The organism is Inquilinus sp. KBS0705, assembly GCA_005938025.2.
Classification (GTDB): Bacteria; Bacteroidota; Bacteroidia; order Sphingobacteriales; family Sphingobacteriaceae; genus Mucilaginibacter.
Genome location: VCCI02000001.1, coordinates 803530 through 821485, shown reverse-complemented (window position 1 = coordinate 821485; position 17956 = coordinate 803530). Strand labels below are relative to the sequence as shown.

Here is a 17956-nt window from a genome sequence, read left to right as displayed (position 1 = left end):
TAATTAAAGGAAACTATAAGTCAAACTTATCCAATAGTTTTAATAAGGTATCAAAATCCTTAGGGTATGGGGCATGTATAGTGATATCATCGTTATTCATCAACTTAAAGGTAACCTCGTATGCATGCAGGGCAAAACGTTTCATAATAGGCAACTCCTCCTGATCTTTGCCTAAATGGTACTTGCGTTTGATCTTAGAAAGAAATACCGATTCGCCCTTATACATATCATCCCCGGCAATTGAAGCCCGCTGAGTGGCTAAATGGATGCGTATTTGGTGCATGCGGCCGGTAACCGGGCGGCACTCTACTAATGTATAATGTTTGTAGTATTTTAAAGACTGGAACCAGGTTTCGGCGCGCTTACCTTCCTGGCGGCTTATAGTAACATTACCTTTGCCAACATTAAGTATAGGCAGGTCAATTAAAAGGTTATCAAATACATGTGTACCATCAATAACAGCATGATATACTTTTTTTACTTTACGTCGTTCAAACTGCATAGATACGGCGCGGTAAGCTTCGGGGTTTTTGGCTATAATAAGCGCCCCTGAAGTCTCTTTATCTAACCGGTGACATATCTGCGCGTCATCGGTATATTGCTTCGCCAGGCGCAGCATATTTACCTCGCCACCTTCACGCTCATCTAACGAGCTAATAAAAGGTGGTTTATTAACTACAATAATATCATCATCTTCAAACAAGATCAGGTCGGCAAACTTGGGAAACTTCATAGCAGGCAAAAATACGCTTAAAAAAACAAAAGCCGGTTAGTTAAACCGGCTTTTGTAAAACAGGTACAAATAAGGTTAAAACCACTTCAATATTTTATTACAAACTTTTTTTTGTTGCTGCTGTTAATACCTAACAATCAACAACATCTATCTAAACATAAAAACATGAGCACAAAAAAGACTCAACCTGAAGAAAAAGGGTTTTTCGAAAAAATAAAGGAAACAATAGAAGAATTTTGGGACGGCACAAAAGATACAGCAGAAGACTTGAAAGACAAAGCAGAAAATAAATTTGATGATCTGAAAGAAAAAGCTGAAGACCAATACGACAGCATCAAAGAGAAAGTAGTTGCGAAAAAAAATACTGCCGCTAAAAAAGCTGTTGTTGCTAAAACAACCGTAGCAAAAAAGGTAACGGCTACCAAAAAGGACGTGGCTAAAAAAGTAGCCGAAACTACTGATAAAGCTAAAAAGGATGTTGCTTATGTAAAAGCCAAAGCAGACACAAAAGCCATGGCTATTACTGAAAAAGCGAAAGCAGACAGCACTGTTGCTAAAAAAGCCGCAACAGCAGTTAAGGCAAAAGCGGCAACAAAAGCTAAAGCTATTGATGCCAAAGCAACAACTAAGGTTAGCGCAGCAAAAAAAGTTGCTGTAGCTAAATAATTAAAATAGAGTGATATGAAAAAAGCGCCTGTGCAAGGCGCTTTTTTGTTTTGTTATGCTTCGAATTTGTATCCTACACCCTTAACGGTAGATACACAATCATCACCAAGTTTTTCCCGCAGTTTACGTACATGTACATCAATTGTACGGTTAGTAACTACTACCGAGTCTTCCCAAATATTTTTTAATATTACCTCGCGGGTGTAAACTTTGCCGGGTTTAGAGGCCAGCAAGTATAATAATTCGAATTCCTTTTTGGCTAAAACTACTTTTACGCCTTTTTTATACACTAAATAAGCCTCACGGTCTATTACTAAGTCGCCTATTTCCAGTTTGTTATCTACCACTTCTTCCGGCGGTGAGTTACGGCGCAAAATTGCGTTTATGCGGCTTACCAAAGCGCGTGGCTTTATCGGCTTAGCTATGTAGTCATCGGCACCAACATTAAAGCCTGCAATTTCTGAATATTCTTCGCTGCGGGCTGTTAAAAAAACCATAAAGGTATTTTTAAACTCGGGCATTGTACGCATAATACGGCAGGCTTCTATACCGTCCATTTTAGGCATCATAATGTCCAGCACAATAAGGTCGGGTTGGGTTCTTTTAGCTTCGGCAACAGCTTCCTGCCCATTACGGGCGCTGTACACCTGGTAACCTTCTTTTTTTAGGTTATACTCTATCAGCTCTAAAATATCCGGTTCGTCGTCAACAATTAATATTTTTTGCTTTGAACTGCTCATGTAACATTTAATTTTGCATAAAAGTATAACCTTAATGCAAGCTTATAGTAAACTATATATTAACAAATTGTTAACTGTTAACATATATTAACCGTTACTTAAGGTTTATTAAACGTTTTATTTAAAAATTGTTCAAGGTCCTGGCCGGTAACATTCTTGGCAACAATAACTCCCTGGGGGTCAATCAAAAAGTTAGATGGTATGGCCTCAATCCGGTAAACACGTTCTGTAGGGCCGTCAAAGCGCTTTAATTCAGATACATGCGTCCAGGTTAAGCCGTCTTTATCAACTGCATTTTTCCAGTCTTTCTTTTCCGTATCAAGCGATACGCCCAATACTTCAAATCCTTTTGAGTGAAAGGCTTTATATTGCTTTACTACGTTAGGGTTTTCTTGCCTGCAAGGCACGCACCACGATGCCCAAAAATCTACCAAGACATATTTACCCTTGTAGTCTGATAGCTTTACCGGCTTTTCCTGAAGGCTTAACATTATAAATTCAGGTGCCTTATGCCCTATTGATACCGGTTTTGCTGCATCCATTTGTTTAACAAAGGTTTGCACAGCGGGGTTATCTTTAAAATCGCCCCTTATCTCGTCTGCATAAGCAACCATTTGCTGCTCGTACTTTTGCTGATCCAACGAGGTAATGGCATAAAACCCTGCTAATGATTTTTTGTTATCAGCCACAAACTTTAAAACCGCTTCGCTGTAATCGCTGATATTTTTTTGGAATTGCGGCATATAAATCTTCAACAAGGAATCAGATTCTTTACCTAAAGCAGCCGATTTTTCGGTATACTCGTCAGATAGCTTACTGTTTTTATCTCCGTAAAAGTTGCTGATCTTGTTAAACTCCTTAATTTTTTCGGATGTTTCTGATCCGCTTACCTCATAGCTATGCGACATATCTGCCACATCTGTTTTGAAATTGATCTCATCCCCGTTTTTGGCAACAAGGTCAAACACGTTACCACCTATGCGTAATTTATATAAGTTGGCAAACGGTGCGTTATGCTTAAATTCAAACTCATTTTTCTCGTTCAGAGTTGTTGAATCAATAACACTTACTTGAGTACTATCTGCCATTAAAAGATAAACCGTTTTTACAGCACCGGGGTGTTGTAGGGCGCCTTTTACAACAAAACTGTCTCCGGATTTGCATGAGGTAGCGAAAAGCGCAGCTAATAATGCAATACACGATAATAAACTGGTTCTCATATACTATTTAGATTCTAATTCTTTTATTAATAATTGGTTGGTCTTTTGCGGGTCTATCTTACCCTTCGAGCTTTTCATTATTTCGCCCATAAACAAGCCTAAAACGCCTTTTTTCCCTTTTTGGTACTCTATCACCTTGTCCGGAAATTTAGCTAACGCGGCCTTAATAAATTCGTCAACTTCGCTTTTATTATCACTGATAAGCAAGTTAAGCTCTTTGGCTAATTCATCCGGGTGCTTATCTGCAGTGGTAACCAATACCGGAAATAACTTTTGTGCAGCAACCGAATTGTTGATCTTACCGTCATCAACCAGCTTTATTAAAGCAGCTAAATTTACAGGTTTAATGCTAATTTCGGCAATACTGATGTTATTATCGTTCATATACGATTTTACCGACCCCATTAACCAGTTAGCAGCGGATTTATAGTTGGTTGTATGTTTAATTACCTCTTCAAAATATGCGGCAAGCTCCCTATCGGCGGTGATTACGCCGACATCATAGTCAGACAGGCCGAGCTCATTTGTATATTTAGCGTGTAGTTGCTTAGGTAAAGCCGGCATATTTTTACGTATAGCCGCAAGCTCAGCATCAGTTATTTGTACAGGCAATAAGTCAGGTTCAGGGAAATAGCGATAGTCGTTAGCCATTTCTTTTGAGCGTAAAACGGATGTTTCGCCTGTATCTGCGTTAAAGTTAAGCGTATTTTGATCGATATGGCCACCGGCTTCTATAACTTCTACCTGCCGTATAAACTCGTGCTCAATAGCACGCTGAACGTTACGTATCGAGTTCAAATTCTTTACTTCGCAGCGGTTGCCGTATTGGATTGCGCCCTTCAACCTTACGGATATATTGGCATCACAGCGCATACTGCCTTCTTCCATATTGCCATCGCAAATGTCTAAATAACGCAGTGTGCGGCGTATTTCGGTTAAAAATTGCCCGGCTTCTTCTGCACTGCGCAAGTCGGGTTCAGATACAATTTCAATCAGGGGTACCCCTGCCCTGTTCAGGTCGATAAGGGAGTATTCATCGTGCTGATCATGGGCGCTTTTGCCGGCATCGTCTTCCATATGTATGTGATGAATGGCAATATCTTTTACTGTACCATCAGCTAAACGAACGGTAACCGCGCCACCAATACAAATAGGTTGCTGATCCTGAGTGGTTTGGAAACCTTTAGGCAGATCGGCGTAGAAGTAGTTTTTGCGCGAAAAAGTATTTTGCAGGTTGATAGAACAGTTACAGGCTAAACCCATTTTTACCGCATACTCTACCATCTTTTTGTTGATGCGGGGTAAGGTACCGGGGTGCCCTAATGATATCACACTAACATTACGGTTAGGTTCGGCGCCAAAAGCCGCTGAATCTGAGGAGAATGCCTTACTTAATGTGGATAATTGCGCGTGAACCTCTAACCCTACTACTAATTCGTACTTATCACTAACGCTGTTTTGTAGAACTGCCATACCATATATTCAGCTGTTTTCAGCCTTGATCAAACCTTTCAAATATAGTGTTATTAGTTATTTATCATAGCTATTTTTTAAAAACCACAGCCTTAGACTATTAATTGCTACTACTCACGGGAGGCAGTGTTTTGTTAAACCTTTTGTAAATATGCCCGTCTGTATAACAGGCATGCAATTTGTATATGCCCACTAAATTTTTAGACGATACCATGAAAAAAATACTCTTAGGGATGCTGGTAAGCGGCTTTATGCTTGCAGCATCTGTTACCCAAACCAAAGCCCAGGTAAACGTTAGCCTTAACATTGGCACCTGGAATCCACCAGCGGAATATGCAGATGTGGATTACTATTATTTACCGGATGTAGATAGTTATTATTACGTACCTACACACCAATATGTGTATTTAAACGGCGGTACGTGGGTTTTTAGGCGCGAATTGCCGCCCCGCTACAGCTCGTACAACATTAGCAATGGCTATAAGGTTGCTGTAAACCGCCCGAGGGCATACCGCTATTATAACTACGACCGTGCGCATTATGGCCGTTACCGGGGCAACTACGACAGGCAAATCATAGTACGCGACCACTATAAAACACGGGTAATAAACCATACACGTGTAGTAAACAGAACACATTATGTGAACAGGCCAAACAGGGTAGTTAACCGCACCCACTATGTAAACAGGCCGGCACACCACAATACCCGTGTAGTTAGCCGTAGCCGTGTGATTAACAGGCCTGCACATGGTAATACACGCGTGGTAAGCCACACCAGAGTAGTTAACCGACCCGGCGGACATGGCGATAACGGCCATAAAGGACGTCATTAAGTTTAAGAATCTTCCCGTTATATATTAACGAAAGAGGCTGTCTTTATTAGACAGCCTCTTTTTTGTAATCCTTATTCTTTATTCCACAGCCCTCTATAAAGTTTTTCACTTTTTTGGTTGCTATGCGGGAGATTTTCTTTTTTTTTCGTTTTAATTCGTTTGGCCTGGTTTACTAAGATAACATTATTTAGCAAAAAAACAAGTAAAACACCACATTTTTGTTTGCCGGTAATTTTTTCGGCAACCCGTTGCGCACCTACAAAAATGTTTTGGCCTTCGCCAAAGCGTTATCCAAACCGCTCACATCGCTACCCCCGGCAGTGGCAAAAAACGGCTGACCGCCCCCGCCACCCTTTACCTCTTTGGCTAACTCTTTTATAATATTGCCGGCATGCAAGCCTTTTTCCTTAACCAGGTTTTCGGCTATCATAACAGTTAGGTTTGGCTTATCGTTAATATTGGCAGCCAGTACCAAAAACAAGTTGGGTACAATATCCTTAAGATTGTAGGCCAGGTTTTTTATGGCGTCGGCGCTGGGCAGTTCAACCTTTTGGGCGATGAAGTTAACTCCATTGATCAATTCGGCCGTTTTAGCCAGTTCATCCTTTAAACCGGATGATTTTTCAAGTACCGACTTCTCTATTTCCTTTTTAAGCTTTGCGTTTTCGTCCAGCAGGGTTTCAATGCTTTTGGCTACGTCTTTAGGGTTTTTAAGCAACTCCTTAACCTGGTTTACCAGTTTGGCCTGCTCGTTTATATACTGCTCGGCAGCGGCGCCGGTAATAGCCTCTATACGGCGCACACCTGCTGCAACGGCACTTTCGGAGGTGATGATAAAGTACCCTATTTGCCCGGTGGCCTTAACGTGGGTACCCCCGCAAAGCTCCTTGCTAAAGTTATCGTCGAAGGTGATTACTCGCACGTACTCGCCATACTTTTCGCCAAACAGGGCGGTAACACCACTGGTGATAGCTTCCTGGTAGGCTACCATGCGTTCCTCTTTTAAAGGGATGTTCTCGCGTACCTTACTGTTCACAATAGCCTCTATCTGTGCCAGTTCATCATCGGTTACCTTGGCGAAGTGCGAAAAATCGAACCTCAGGTAATCCGCGTTTACCAGCGAGCCTTTTTGGTTCACGTGGCTGCCTAAAACCTGTTTCATGGCGGCATGCAGCAAGTGGGTAGCGCTGTGGTTGTTGTTTGTACCGCCACGGCGCTCTGCATCTACAATGGCAGTTAGGGCATCGCCAGGCATTGATGGCAGTTTATCGGTAAAGTGAACGATCAGCCCGTTTTCCTTTTTGGTATCTGTTACCTCAATGATATCGCCGTTAGGAAAAACCAGCTCACCCTTATCGCCTACCTGGCCACCGCTTTCGGCATAAAAAGGTGTTTTATCCAAAACGATCTGGTATTGCTCTTTACCCTTGGCGGTTACCTTGCGGTATTTAATAATGTGGGCAATGGTTTCGGTTTCATCATACCCTGTAAATTCAACGGCCTCGTCCTCATCCTTAACCATGGTCCAATCGCCGGTATCAATGGCGGTAGCAGCACGGGAGCGGTTTTTTTGGGCTTGAAGGGCAATCTCAAAACCGGCAGCATCCACCGTCCAGCCTTCCTCACTTGCCATTAGTTCTGTTAAATCCAAAGGAAATCCATAGGTATCTGACAATTCAAATGCAAATTGTCCTGGAATAATTTTCGGATATTCACCCTCATGGACTTCTTGAGCCAAACCACTAATAAAACTTTCAAATTGAGAGATACCTTTTTGAAGGGTCCGTAAAAAACTAATTTCTTCTTCAAGTACAACTTTTTGAACAAATTCCCTTTGATGGTATAAATTATCAAAAACATTTTTAAACTGCTCAGCCAGTATAGGCACGAGTTGGTTTAAAAATGGCTCCTTAAAATTTAAATATTGATACTGGTATCTAACAGCACGACGTAAAACACGTCGTATTACATAACCTGCCTTATTATTAGATGGAAGTTGACCATCAGCAATAGCAAAACTAATGGCGCGAATATGATCAGATAATACTCGCATAGCCACAGATTGTCCCCAACCTTCTGCGAAGTCTAACATAGCTCCAATTGAAGTTCCTACTGGCTTTGTGATTTCAGGATGATATTTTTTTCCGCTTTTCTCAGCAATGAATTGTATCAGCGGCTGAAAAACGTCACTATCATAATTACTTGTTTTACCCTGCAGCACCCTCACCAATCGCTCAAAGCCCATGCCGGTATCTACATGCTTAGCAGGTAAATCTACAAGTTTACTATAATCAACTGCTTTAATTTGTCTGTGCTTTTTAGGGTCTAATATATCAGGATTGGTTTTTACTTCTTGTTTATATAAGGCTGCGTATTGATCTACATTTGCAAGCAAACCATTAAGTCCACCTTTCTCGTCGTCCCAAATTCGGTTAAACTGCATAAAAACGTTGTTCCAAATCTCTATCACCTGGTCGTGGTCGGCATTTACCCATTCAGAACCGGGCTTTTCAGCACGTTCACTATCCGGGCGACTATCGTAATGCACTTCCGAACATGGTCCGCAAGGGCCGGTTTCGCCCATTTCCCAAAAGTTATCCTTTTTATTGCCGGGCAATATATGCGCCTCGTCTACATACTGTTTCCATAGGTTGTAGGTTTCGGTATCTTTCTCTAAACCTTCTTTTTCGTCACCTTCAAAATAGGTTACATACAGGCGGTCTTTAGGCAGTTTGTACACTTCGGTCAGCAATTCCCAGCTCCAGGCAATGGCTTCCTTTTTAAAGTAGTCGCCAAAGCTCCAGTTACCCAGCATCTCAAACATGGTATGGTGATAGGTATCTATACCAACCTCTTCCAGATCGTTATGCTTACCGCTAACACGCAGGCAGCGTTGTGTATCGGCCACGCGCGGCGCTTTGGCTGGTGCTTCGCCTAAAAACACATCCTTAAATTGGTTCATCCCCGCGTTGGTAAACATAAGGGTGGGGTCGTTTTTTATTACAATAGGCGCGCTGGGCACAATTACGTGTCCCTTTGAAGCAAAAAAATCAAGAAAAGCCTGGCGAATTTCGGTAGCTGTCATAAATATCACTTATATGCAAACAGATTTGCAGTGCAAAAGTGTAAAATTTTTGTGTGGAAATTATACAGAATTATACACTAAATCATACATGTGTTAAGGGCTTATTTAATGATCGTGACTTCCTCAGGGTCACTTTCGGGAAATTATGAGGTGACATAAAGTAAAAAAAATCATGAACCTGAAAGCCCCACGAAGACAAAAAACCCGCGAGGGCAAAAAGCCGCGAAGTATCGCGGCTCTACGTTAAATATCTGATTAATCTTTATTTCCACCCGTAGAGGCACGATACTTCGTGTCTCTATTCCGTCCCCTCAGGGTCTCTCGCAGAGGACCCTGAGGTAGCGAGGCATCCTCAGGGTCCCTTTCAGGAGACCCTGAGGGGACATAATTTCGGTAGCTGTCATAAATATCACTTATATGCAAACAGATTTGCAGTGCAAAAGTGTAAAATTTTTGTGTGGAAATTATACAGAATTATACACTAAATCGTACATGTGTTCCGGGCTTATTTATTGATCGTGGTATCCTAATGGTCATTTTCAGAAAACTATAAGGTGACATAATGTAAAAAATATACAACAAGGCGTCATGCCGTCCGCTGGCTGGCGGATCGGCATCTCACATCCATGTGCGAGATCAGAAAGGTGGACAGCATGGCTATTACCGTCCTGTGAGATCCTGAAACAAGTTCAGGATGACCGTTTTTTTAATTTCCCGTCCCCTCAGGGTCTCTCGCAGAGGACCCTGAGGTAGCGAGGCATCCTCAGGGTCCCTTTCAGGAGACCTGAGGGGACATGAACCGCGAAGATAAAAGCCGCGAAGTATCGCGGCTATACATTAAAAATCCGAAATTGAAAATCCGAAATCCGAAATAAACTTTACATTTGTATATGCCTTACAAAGAACGCGAGATCAGCAAAATGTACTATACCATGGGCGAGGTTTCGGCCATGTTTGATGTTAACCAATCGTTGATACGCTTTTACGAAAAAGAGTTTGATGTATTGCAGCCCAAAAAGAACAAAAAGGGCAACCGCTACTTTACCCCCGAGGATATAGAAAACTTCAAGATCATTTTTCACCTTATTCGCGATAAGGGCTACACCCTGCAAGGCGCTAAAGACCACCTTAAAAACAACATGGGCGAAAGCCGCGACAACCAGCGCGTGATCAATTCGTTAGAAAACATGAAAAAATTCCTGCTGGAAGTTCGGGACCAGTTGTAATCTGCCGCTAATACTCTATTTTTATTTCTCAAAACCTATCACAAGGCGCTGCGGAATATTATATGATCGCTAATCACAAGGGTGAGATCCCCGTTGTTATTTTACTGCTCCCGTTTTTAGCCGGTATTACCTGCGGACTGAGCTATACCCTGCCCCCTTTTGTTTTTTGGATATCAGGCGCAATAGGTATTACATTTATCATTTTAAACTTTGCCTACTCGCGCTTGCCCGTTTTTAAGGTTCGCTGGCTGGGCGGCTTGTTAATGTATATTATATTGTTTTTATTGGGGTGGATATTCACCTATCAGCATAACGAGCTTAACAACAACAAGCATTTTGCAGGTAAACCCGCCCAATACCTTGCCGTTGTTATTAACAGCGAACCCGTTATAAAAAACGACCTTACCCGCTTTACGGCAAGTGTTAAACAGCGCGTTAATAATGGCGTTGCCACCCCCGCAAGCGGCTCGTTGCTCATCACCATAAAGGATGAGCTTGCCCAAAACTTATTTTATGGCGAAGAGCTTTTAATACCTGCCAAATACCAGGCTGCCGACCCGCCCTTTAACCCCGGCGAGTTTAACTACAAGCGGTATTTAGCCAACAAAAACATTTATTACCAAGCCTTTATTTACCCCAAACAATACACGGTTGTAGCAGCTGCAAAAGGCAACCCAGTAATAGCTTATGCATTAAGGCTGCGGCAAAACCTGGTAAAAAAGCTAAAGCTAAACATGCCCGATAGTACCGCGGCAGCGGTAGCATCAACCCTTATACTGGGCTACAAGGCTGATCTGGGTAACGATGTATTGCAATCTTACTCAAAAACGGGTACTATACATATCCTATCCGTATCGGGCGGGCATGTGGCCATTATTTATTTGCTGCTTAGCTGGGCCCTTAGTTTTTTAAGCAACAACAAGCGTGGTAAAACAATTAAGGCTATTGTCATCATCGCCCTTATATGGGCTTATTCCCTGCTATCGGGGTTTTCGCCGGCGGTATGCAGGGCCGCGTTAATGATAAGTTTGGTTATTGGCGGCAAGGCATATAGCCGCTACATCAACTCGCTTAATTTGCTGGCCACATCAGCCTTTTTACTTTTACTGTACGATCCTTTTTTAATTACCGATGTTGGCTTTCAATTATCGTACCTGGCGGTTGCCGGCTTAATAGTATTCCAGCCTATTGTTTATAAATGGTTCACTTTTAAAAATACCATATTGAACAAGCTATGGCTGGCCTGCTCGGTATCAATAGCGGCGCAGGTTATTACCTTCCCGCTAAGCGCGTATTACTTTCACCAGTTCCCGGTTTACTTTTTACTGAGCAACCTTTTCATTATTATACCGGTTAGCTTAATTATGTACAGCGGCCTGCTGCTTTTAGCGCTACCACAAATACCGGCTGTATCAAAGGCATTGGGCTACTTTTTAGATAAGTGCATTATGGTAATGAATAAGGGCTTAAGCGTTATAGAGCATGCACCTTTTGCATCCATCAATAAAATATGGCTAACCCAAGTAGAATACCTATTAATGTCGGTTATCATATTCTTACTGTTTTATTTTATGTTTGATAGAAAAGCATGGCTAATAAAAATAGCGGCCTTTTGCTTGCTGCTTTTCAGCATCAGTATAAGCTATAAACATATTAAGGCAGACAGTACCCGATCCATCACATTTTTAAACCTGCGCAAGCACCGTGGTATTGTATTTAAAAATGGCAACACGGGTGTGGTTGTTACCGATTTAGCCGATACCGACCGCAACTTTACCTATGCTATACAGCCATGTTTGGATAGCAACCGGATAAGTACCTACCGTGTGGTTAATTTTAATGCCCCTGTGCAGCTCCCTTATATGATCAAGCAAAACAACTTTATCAGGTTTTTAAATAAAACTGTTTTGATATTAAACGATGAGGCGCCTATTAAGTCTATTCCGCAAGGTTTTGATATTAACTATTTGTTTATAAGCGACAATACAAGCGGGTATCCTAATGCACTTAATAAAGGTACAGGCGAGGTTATTTTAGATGCGGCCAATTCTGACCAATACATTAAGCAATTGGAGCCTTTGCTTAGAAAACAGCATTTAAATTATAGGATATTAAGGCGTAACAAATCGGTAACGGTGTTATCTAATTAATATCAAATTTAAAAGATTTTAAAAAAACTTGCACAAGAGTTAATAACACACTAAATTGTAATCATTAAACTAAAAACATGAAATTTAAATTATTTACTGTTGCCCTGGGTATTGCCCTTTCTGCAACAGCCATTAGCGCAAGCGCTCAAAAAGCTTATACCGAAGGTGTTGCCACTTACACGCTATCTGCCGCACAGGGAGAAGTGGAGTCGAAGTTAACCTTTAAAGGAGACTCATCTGTTGCCGAAACGCAGCAAGGCCCGGCTAATATTAAGCTGATATCTGACCTTAAAGCCGCTTATTTTGCAATTTTAGTTGATGTGCCTGTTGCATCTATTAAAAAAGCAGTTGTTTTAACCCCTGCCGATATGGAAGAGGCTAAAAAAAGCGAGCCTACTTTTACCTTCACACCTGGTACCGAAACTAAAGTGATCAACGGCTTTAACTGTACAAAGGTTGACGTAAAAGAAACAAAAAGCGGCAAGGCGTATGTTGCATGGGTTACTAAAGATATTACTGCCCCTGTAAACAGCTACACCAGGTTTTATGCTACAGCAGGCGGTTTCCCGGTACAGTTTACCACTATACAACAAGGCCAGGAAGCTAACGTAACCTTAAAATCTATCACCGATGCTAAAGCGCCTAAAGGTGCATTTGCTATCCCCGGCGATTTTGACAGGATATCGTTAGAAGACCTAAAAGCAATGGCTGGCGGCGGTAACTAAGCCATACCGTATTAAAAATACAAAAAGCCCTGTAATTAACATTACAGGGCTTTTTGTTTGTAAAGGGATATGCTAAATTTCGTCCAGCGCCTTTTCTATAGTGTTGTATACATGCTCCAGTTCAGCATCGGTAATGCAATATGGCGGCAATATGTAAATAACGTTACCCAAAGGCCTTAGTATGATACCGGCGGTTAAAAAATAATGGTACAGCTTATCGCGCAGGTTGCTAAAATACGATGTATTGTTGCCCGTTTCCCATTCCATAGCCAATATAGTGCCTGTTTGGCGGGTTGTTCTTATGGAGCTGTGCCCGCCAATTTTGGCAGCAAAAGCCGAATGTTTGGCCACTATCCTATTTATATTTTGCTGTGTTGATGGGTCTATAAACAAGTCCATACTGGCCAGTGCTGCCGCGCATGCTACCGGGTTAGCGGTGTACGAATGGCCATGGAACAGCGTTTTCATCTTATCGTCAGATAAAAAGGCGTCGTAAATGGCCTGCGTGCAGGTGGTTAGGCCCAATGCCATGGTACCGCCTGTAAGGCCTTTAGAAAAGCACATGATATCAGGCTGGGTTTGTACATGGTCGCAAGCGAATGATTTGCCGGTGCGCCCAAACCCGGTGAATACCTCATCGGCAATTAGCAATACGCCTTCGGTTTGGCAATGCGCCATTAAGGCATCCAGGTGCCTGGCTTCGTACATCAGCATACCGGCCGAGCCCTGTACCAGTGGTTCAAATATAAAACATGCGGTATCGGCCTTTATACCTGATATATGCTGTTTAATGGCATCTATGTTTGTATCATCCGGTAAATCAATAAACTCCACCTCGAACAGCAGGCTATCAAACGCGGCGGTAAACGCACTGCGCCCGCTTATAGACATGGCACCAAAAGTATCGCCATGATACGCGTTTTTAAAGGCTATAATTTTAGTACGCTGCTGGCCTTTGTTATGCCAGTACTGCAGGCACATTTTTATAGCCACCTCGGTAGCGGTTGATCCGTTATCGGTATAAAATGCCTTTGCCTGGTTTGGCGGCAGCAGCTTTAGCAGGCGTTCGGCCAGTTCAATAGCCCCGGGGTGTGTAAAGCCGGCGAAAATGGCGTGCTCCAGCTTGTTTAGTTGTTCAGCAACTTTTTGGGCGATGTATGGATGGCTATGCCCGTGTATATTTACCCACCATGAGGATACAGCGTCGATATATTTCTTACCATCCTCGGCAAATAAGCAAGTGCCTTCTCCCCTTACTATAGGTATGGGTGGCTGGGCAGTTTTCATTTGCGTATAGGGGTGCCATATTACTTGCAGGTCGCGTTTAACCAGGTTCATATTGTTTTTATTAATAGTTCAGCAACGTATTGGTCTGTGGGGAATGTGAAGTGATCCACCGTTAAATCAGACAGTTTTACCCAACGGAACGACTGAAGAATGTCTCCTTCGTCGTCAAAATCAAACACTTTTGTTTTGGTGGTGAATTTATGCTCGGTCACGCTTCGCACCAGGTAATAAACACTGATGATCTGCGAATTGTTAAAAGCCGACTTCACATAAAAATCAGTAGTATAAAAATGACTGATGATCTCTACTTGGGTATTGCACTCTTCAATAAATTCGCGCTTCAGGCCGTCTAAAAGCCCTTCGCCAAATTCAAGCCCCCCACCAGGGAATTTTATCATTTTAAAGCCGTATTCCTGCTCATCGCTTATCAATACCTCGTTGGCGTCGTTTATAAGCAGGCCGTAAACCCGTACATTAAAAAAGTTTTTGCCGTTACTCATAGTGCTTTTTATTACGCATTACTTTTTCCATAGTCCAGGGTATCTCTTCGGTTTTGGCCTCGCTGCGTATAGGGCAGTTGGGCATGCTGCAATAGTGGCAGCAGTAGGGCAAGCAAGGGTCGGTATGTATAAACAACTCTGTTTTAATTCCTGCTTCGGTGTTTATTAGCTTTTCTACCAGTTTTACCTCATCGTGCACCCGGTTCAGATCGAAATAATTAGGCAGGGTTAAATGGCAATCTATATGCAATTCGTTACCATACTTTTGCGCGCGCAGGTTGTGTATATCTATCCACTCCTCGTGGCGCTGGTCGCTTAAAACCTTTACCACCTCGTTTACTACTATAAAGTCGGTTTCGTCCATTAAACCGGCAACCGAGCGGCGTATCAATTTATAACCGGTGTATAGTATATATATGCCCACTAAAATAGATAAGGCACTATCCAGCCATAATATTTTGGTAACCTGTATCAGTATTAAACCCACAACCAAACCTGTACTGGTAACGGTATCGGTAAGTAAATGGCGGCCGTCGGCTTCAATGGTGATGGATGGCAATGCTTTGCCCTTGCGTATCATGTAATAGCCCAAAACGCCGTTTATAAGGCCTGTTGTGCCTATTATAACCGCACCTAAAATCAGGTCGTGTATCGCTTCGGGGTTAAATATGCTATAGGCCGATTTAAGGATAATAATTACCCCGGCTATACCTATTAATGCTCCCTCGATAAATACCGAAAAAAACTCCACCTTACCGTGCCCGTAAGGGTGGTTCTCGTCGCGGGGCATTGATGCCAGGTAAATGCTGTAAAATGCAAATGAGCTGGCTACAACGTTTACAATGCTCTCGGCAGCATCGGTTAATACAAAGTTGGAGTTTGTTAAAACATAGGCAGCAAACTTCATCACCATTAAAACGGAACCTGTGATGAGTGATAGCAGAATTATCCTTTTTTGCTCCTTCAAACCAAATTATTTAGAGGGCCAAACTTACAAAAATTCCAACCCGTTATTCTTCTGATGATGATAACAACCCTAAAAATATATAGTTCTGCGGGTGGTAAAATAGTTAAGGCCCTCTGTTGCTTAAATTTATAAAATACTGCAAGGTTAGCAGCAAAGTAATTTTCTATATTTGCCGCAATAACACATAACATATATGAGCGCATTAAGTAACAGGATAAACAACCTGTCAGAATCTCAGACCATTAAAATGGCTAAAATGGGCCGCGAATTGGCTGCAAAAGGTGTAGATGTGATCAGCCTTAGCTTTGGCGAGCCTGATTTTCATACCCCCGAATATGTAAAGGATGCTGCAAAAACAGCCATGGATAAAAACTTTACTTATTATACCCCTGTAGCAGGTTATCCTGATCTGCGCAAAGCTGTGGTAAATAAGCTAAAAACTGAGAATAACCTTGATTACACCGATACGCAAATTGTGGTATCAACCGGTGCCAAGCAAGCTATAGCTAATGCTGTATTATGTTTAGTAAACCCCGGCGAAGAGGTGATTATACCTACCCCATACTGGGTATCCTACTCGGAGGTGGTTAAACTTGCCGAAGGGGTGAGTGTATTTATTGATACTACTGTTGAACAGAACTTTAAAATAACACCAGAGCAACTGGAAGCGGCAATTACGCCTAAAACCAAGCTATTCATGTTCTCGTCACCATGTAACCCTACGGGCAGCGTTTACAGCAAGGCCGAGTTGGAAGGTTTAGCCAAAGTATTTGCAAAACACCCGCATGTATACATTTTAAGTGATGAAATCTACGAGCATATCAACTTTATTGGTGGCCACGAATCTATCGCTCAGTTTGACTATATAAAAGACCGCGTTGTTATTATTAACGGTTTCTCTAAAGCGTTTGCCATGACCGGCTGGCGCATAGGTTATACCGCAAGTAACAGCGAAATTGCTGCAGCCTGTGATAAAATGCAAGGACAAATAACATCGGGCACTTGCTCTATTACCCAAAAAGCGGGCGTAGCTGCCTATAACGGTGGACTGGAAACTGTTCACCAAATGCGCGACCAGTTTTTAAAACGCCGCGATATTGTTTATGCTTTACTTAAAGACATTGAAGGTGTACAAGTAAACCTGCCGGATGGCGCCTTTTACTTCTTCCCTAATGTAACGTCGTTTTTTGGTAAAAGCTATAATGGCAAAACCATAAATGATGCCGATGAATTAAGCATTTACCTGTTAGAAGAAGCACACGTAGCTACCGTAGGCGGCGATTCTTTTGGCGATAAAAAATCTATCCGTATATCGTATGCGGCGGCTGAGGATAAGCTGATAGAAGCTGTACGCCGTATAAAAGAAGCTTTAGGCAAATTAAAGTAAGCGATACACTAACTTTACCAATAAAAAAGGCCTTACGATATTCGTAAGGCCTTTTTTGTGAATGTAGCTTTCTAATTGTTGTTATTACAATGCAAAGCCATAAGCTATACGTAAACCGGCTAAACCATAGTTATAACCCTGGCCGCTAAAGTTTTCGTAACGTGCACCTATATCCCAAGTACGGTTAGCCCAACCAAGGCCCGGAGCAACAATTAATTTAGTATTGCTTGCACCATTAGTTTCGAAACCGGCACCAACTTCTGCACCAAAATATAAGTTTTGCGAGAAGAAGGCTTTTACACCTGCTTTTAAAGGCACTATACCCAAATCATTATAGTTAGCACCTGTGTTACCTATCTCTCTTCCAAACATATTGTAATAACCTGATGTAAGCGTTAAAGCCAAGTTATCAGCAACACCGTATTGTAAACGAGCGGTACCACCTAACTCAAATTTCGAAAAATCATGAGCATTTCCGGTTGGTGCACCTACTTCTAAACCTAAACCAAAGCGGAAAGCGCTTTTAGGGGTAGACTGTGCATTAACATTTGTTCCTAAAAATATAGCTGCTGCTGTAAATGCTGCTGCTACTAATTTTGTCATTGTTTTCATAGTCGTGTTATTTATTAATACAATTTTAATTGTGATAACAGCCCATAAACAAATACTTTGCCATTATGGCCTTTTAGCTATTATAATTAATAGCCCGATAGCTTAAAAAACTTTGTTATACCGCTTTTTTAGGGGCTTACCAGCTGATAATCAGCCGAGTGATTTATCACCTAAACTCAATTGTAAGCGATTGTTAAATTGAAGATTTTAACAATTGTTGATAGCTTTAAAAGTGTACACCTTTTTAAAATAAGTGTTCTATTTAAGATTTTTTGGAGTGTTATGGGTACAAAACATAGGGTTTAAGCAACTGCAAACGGCTATTTTAACAGTGCCATAACATTAAGCTAAT

15 protein-coding genes are annotated in these 17956 nt (G+C 41.8%); 6 read left to right on the top strand and 9 right to left on the bottom strand.

The features are described from left to right. Positions 1-13 precede the first annotated feature (13 nt). A complete protein-coding gene (locus tag FFF34_003725; protein TSD66526.1) occupies positions 14-733 on the bottom strand; it encodes an RluA family pseudouridine synthase in 720 nt (239 codons plus the stop codon). 114 nt (positions 734-847) lie between these two features. On the opposite strand from FFF34_003725, the gene FFF34_003720 reads away from it, so the two are divergent. Further along, on the top strand, positions 848-1399 hold the full coding sequence (locus FFF34_003720; protein TSD66525.1) for a hypothetical protein: 552 nt from the start codon (positions 848-850) through the stop codon (positions 1397-1399). 53 nt (positions 1400-1452) lie between these two features. Here the strand turns inward: FFF34_003720 and FFF34_003715 are convergent, their stop codons facing one another. The 3 genes from FFF34_003715 to gatB form a co-directional block, all read right to left on the bottom strand. Then, the gene (locus tag FFF34_003715) at positions 1453-2139 is read right to left on the bottom strand and encodes a response regulator transcription factor (GenBank protein TSD66524.1); all 687 of its coding nucleotides are present in this window, start codon (positions 2137-2139) and stop codon (positions 1453-1455) included. A gap of 98 nt (positions 2140-2237) precedes the next feature. After that, positions 2238-3359 (bottom strand): AhpC/TSA family protein, encoded by a 1122-nt coding sequence (locus tag FFF34_003710; protein TSD66523.1) that lies wholly within the window; start codon positions 3357-3359, stop codon positions 2238-2240. A gap of 3 nt (positions 3360-3362) precedes the next feature. Then, positions 3363-4832: an Asp-tRNA(Asn)/Glu-tRNA(Gln) amidotransferase subunit GatB gene (gene gatB, locus FFF34_003705; GenBank protein TSD66522.1), complete on the bottom strand. Its 1470-nt coding sequence runs from the start codon at positions 4830-4832 to the stop codon at positions 3363-3365. Positions 4833-5044: 212 nt separating this feature from the next. On the opposite strand from gatB, the gene FFF34_003700 reads away from it, so the two are divergent. After that, complete coding sequence (locus FFF34_003700) at positions 5045-5665, top strand: hypothetical protein (GenBank protein TSD66521.1); 621 nt, start codon at positions 5045-5047, stop codon at positions 5663-5665. Positions 5666-5921: 256 nt separating this feature from the next. Here FFF34_003700 and alaS read toward each other — a convergent pair whose 3' ends face one another. Then, entirely contained in the window at positions 5922-8750 is a 2829-nt protein-coding gene (alaS, locus tag FFF34_003695; protein TSD66520.1) for an alanine--tRNA ligase, read from the bottom strand. 890 nt (positions 8751-9640) lie between these two features. Between alaS and FFF34_003690 the strand changes: the two genes are divergently transcribed. From FFF34_003690 to FFF34_003680, 3 genes are all read left to right on the top strand, one after another. Then, positions 9641-9976 (top strand): MerR family transcriptional regulator, encoded by a 336-nt coding sequence (locus FFF34_003690; GenBank protein ID TSD66519.1) that lies wholly within the window; start codon positions 9641-9643, stop codon positions 9974-9976. A gap of 62 nt (positions 9977-10038) precedes the next feature. Then, positions 10039-12126 carry a DUF4131 domain-containing protein gene (locus tag FFF34_003685; GenBank protein TSD66518.1) on the top strand — a complete coding sequence of 696 codons (2088 nt, stop codon included), beginning with the start codon at positions 10039-10041 and terminating at the stop codon, positions 12124-12126. Positions 12127-12203: 77 nt separating this feature from the next. Continuing rightward, positions 12204-12851 carry a hypothetical protein gene (locus FFF34_003680; GenBank protein ID TSD66517.1) on the top strand — a complete coding sequence of 216 codons (648 nt, stop codon included), beginning with the start codon at positions 12204-12206 and terminating at the stop codon, positions 12849-12851. 72 nt (positions 12852-12923) lie between these two features. Here the strand turns inward: FFF34_003680 and bioA are convergent, their stop codons facing one another. From bioA to FFF34_003665, 3 genes are read right to left on the bottom strand one after another with little or no spacing between them, the layout of a single operon-like run. After that, on the bottom strand, positions 12924-14189 hold the full coding sequence (gene bioA / locus FFF34_003675) for an adenosylmethionine--8-amino-7-oxononanoate transaminase (GenBank protein TSD66516.1): 1266 nt from the start codon (positions 14187-14189) through the stop codon (positions 12924-12926). Then, on the bottom strand, positions 14186-14638 hold the full coding sequence (locus tag FFF34_003670) for an NUDIX hydrolase (GenBank protein ID TSD66515.1): 453 nt from the start codon (positions 14636-14638) through the stop codon (positions 14186-14188). The genes bioA and FFF34_003670 overlap by 4 nt, the downstream gene beginning before the upstream one ends. After that, positions 14631-15605, bottom strand: coding sequence for a cation transporter (locus FFF34_003665; protein TSD66514.1), 975 nt, complete (start codon positions 15603-15605; stop codon positions 14631-14633). Before FFF34_003665 ends, FFF34_003670 begins: the two co-directional genes overlap by 8 nt. Before the next feature lie 247 nt (positions 15606-15852). Here FFF34_003665 and FFF34_003660 point away from each other — a divergent pair, with 247 nt between their 5' ends. Then, positions 15853-16992 (top strand): pyridoxal phosphate-dependent aminotransferase, encoded by a 1140-nt coding sequence (locus tag FFF34_003660; GenBank protein TSD67949.1) that lies wholly within the window; start codon positions 15853-15855, stop codon positions 16990-16992. 84 nt (positions 16993-17076) lie between these two features. Here FFF34_003660 and FFF34_003655 read toward each other — a convergent pair whose 3' ends face one another. Next, positions 17077-17595, bottom strand: a complete 519-nt coding sequence (locus tag FFF34_003655) for a hypothetical protein (GenBank protein ID TSD66513.1) — start codon at positions 17593-17595, stop codon at positions 17077-17079. Positions 17596-17956 lie beyond the last annotated feature (361 nt).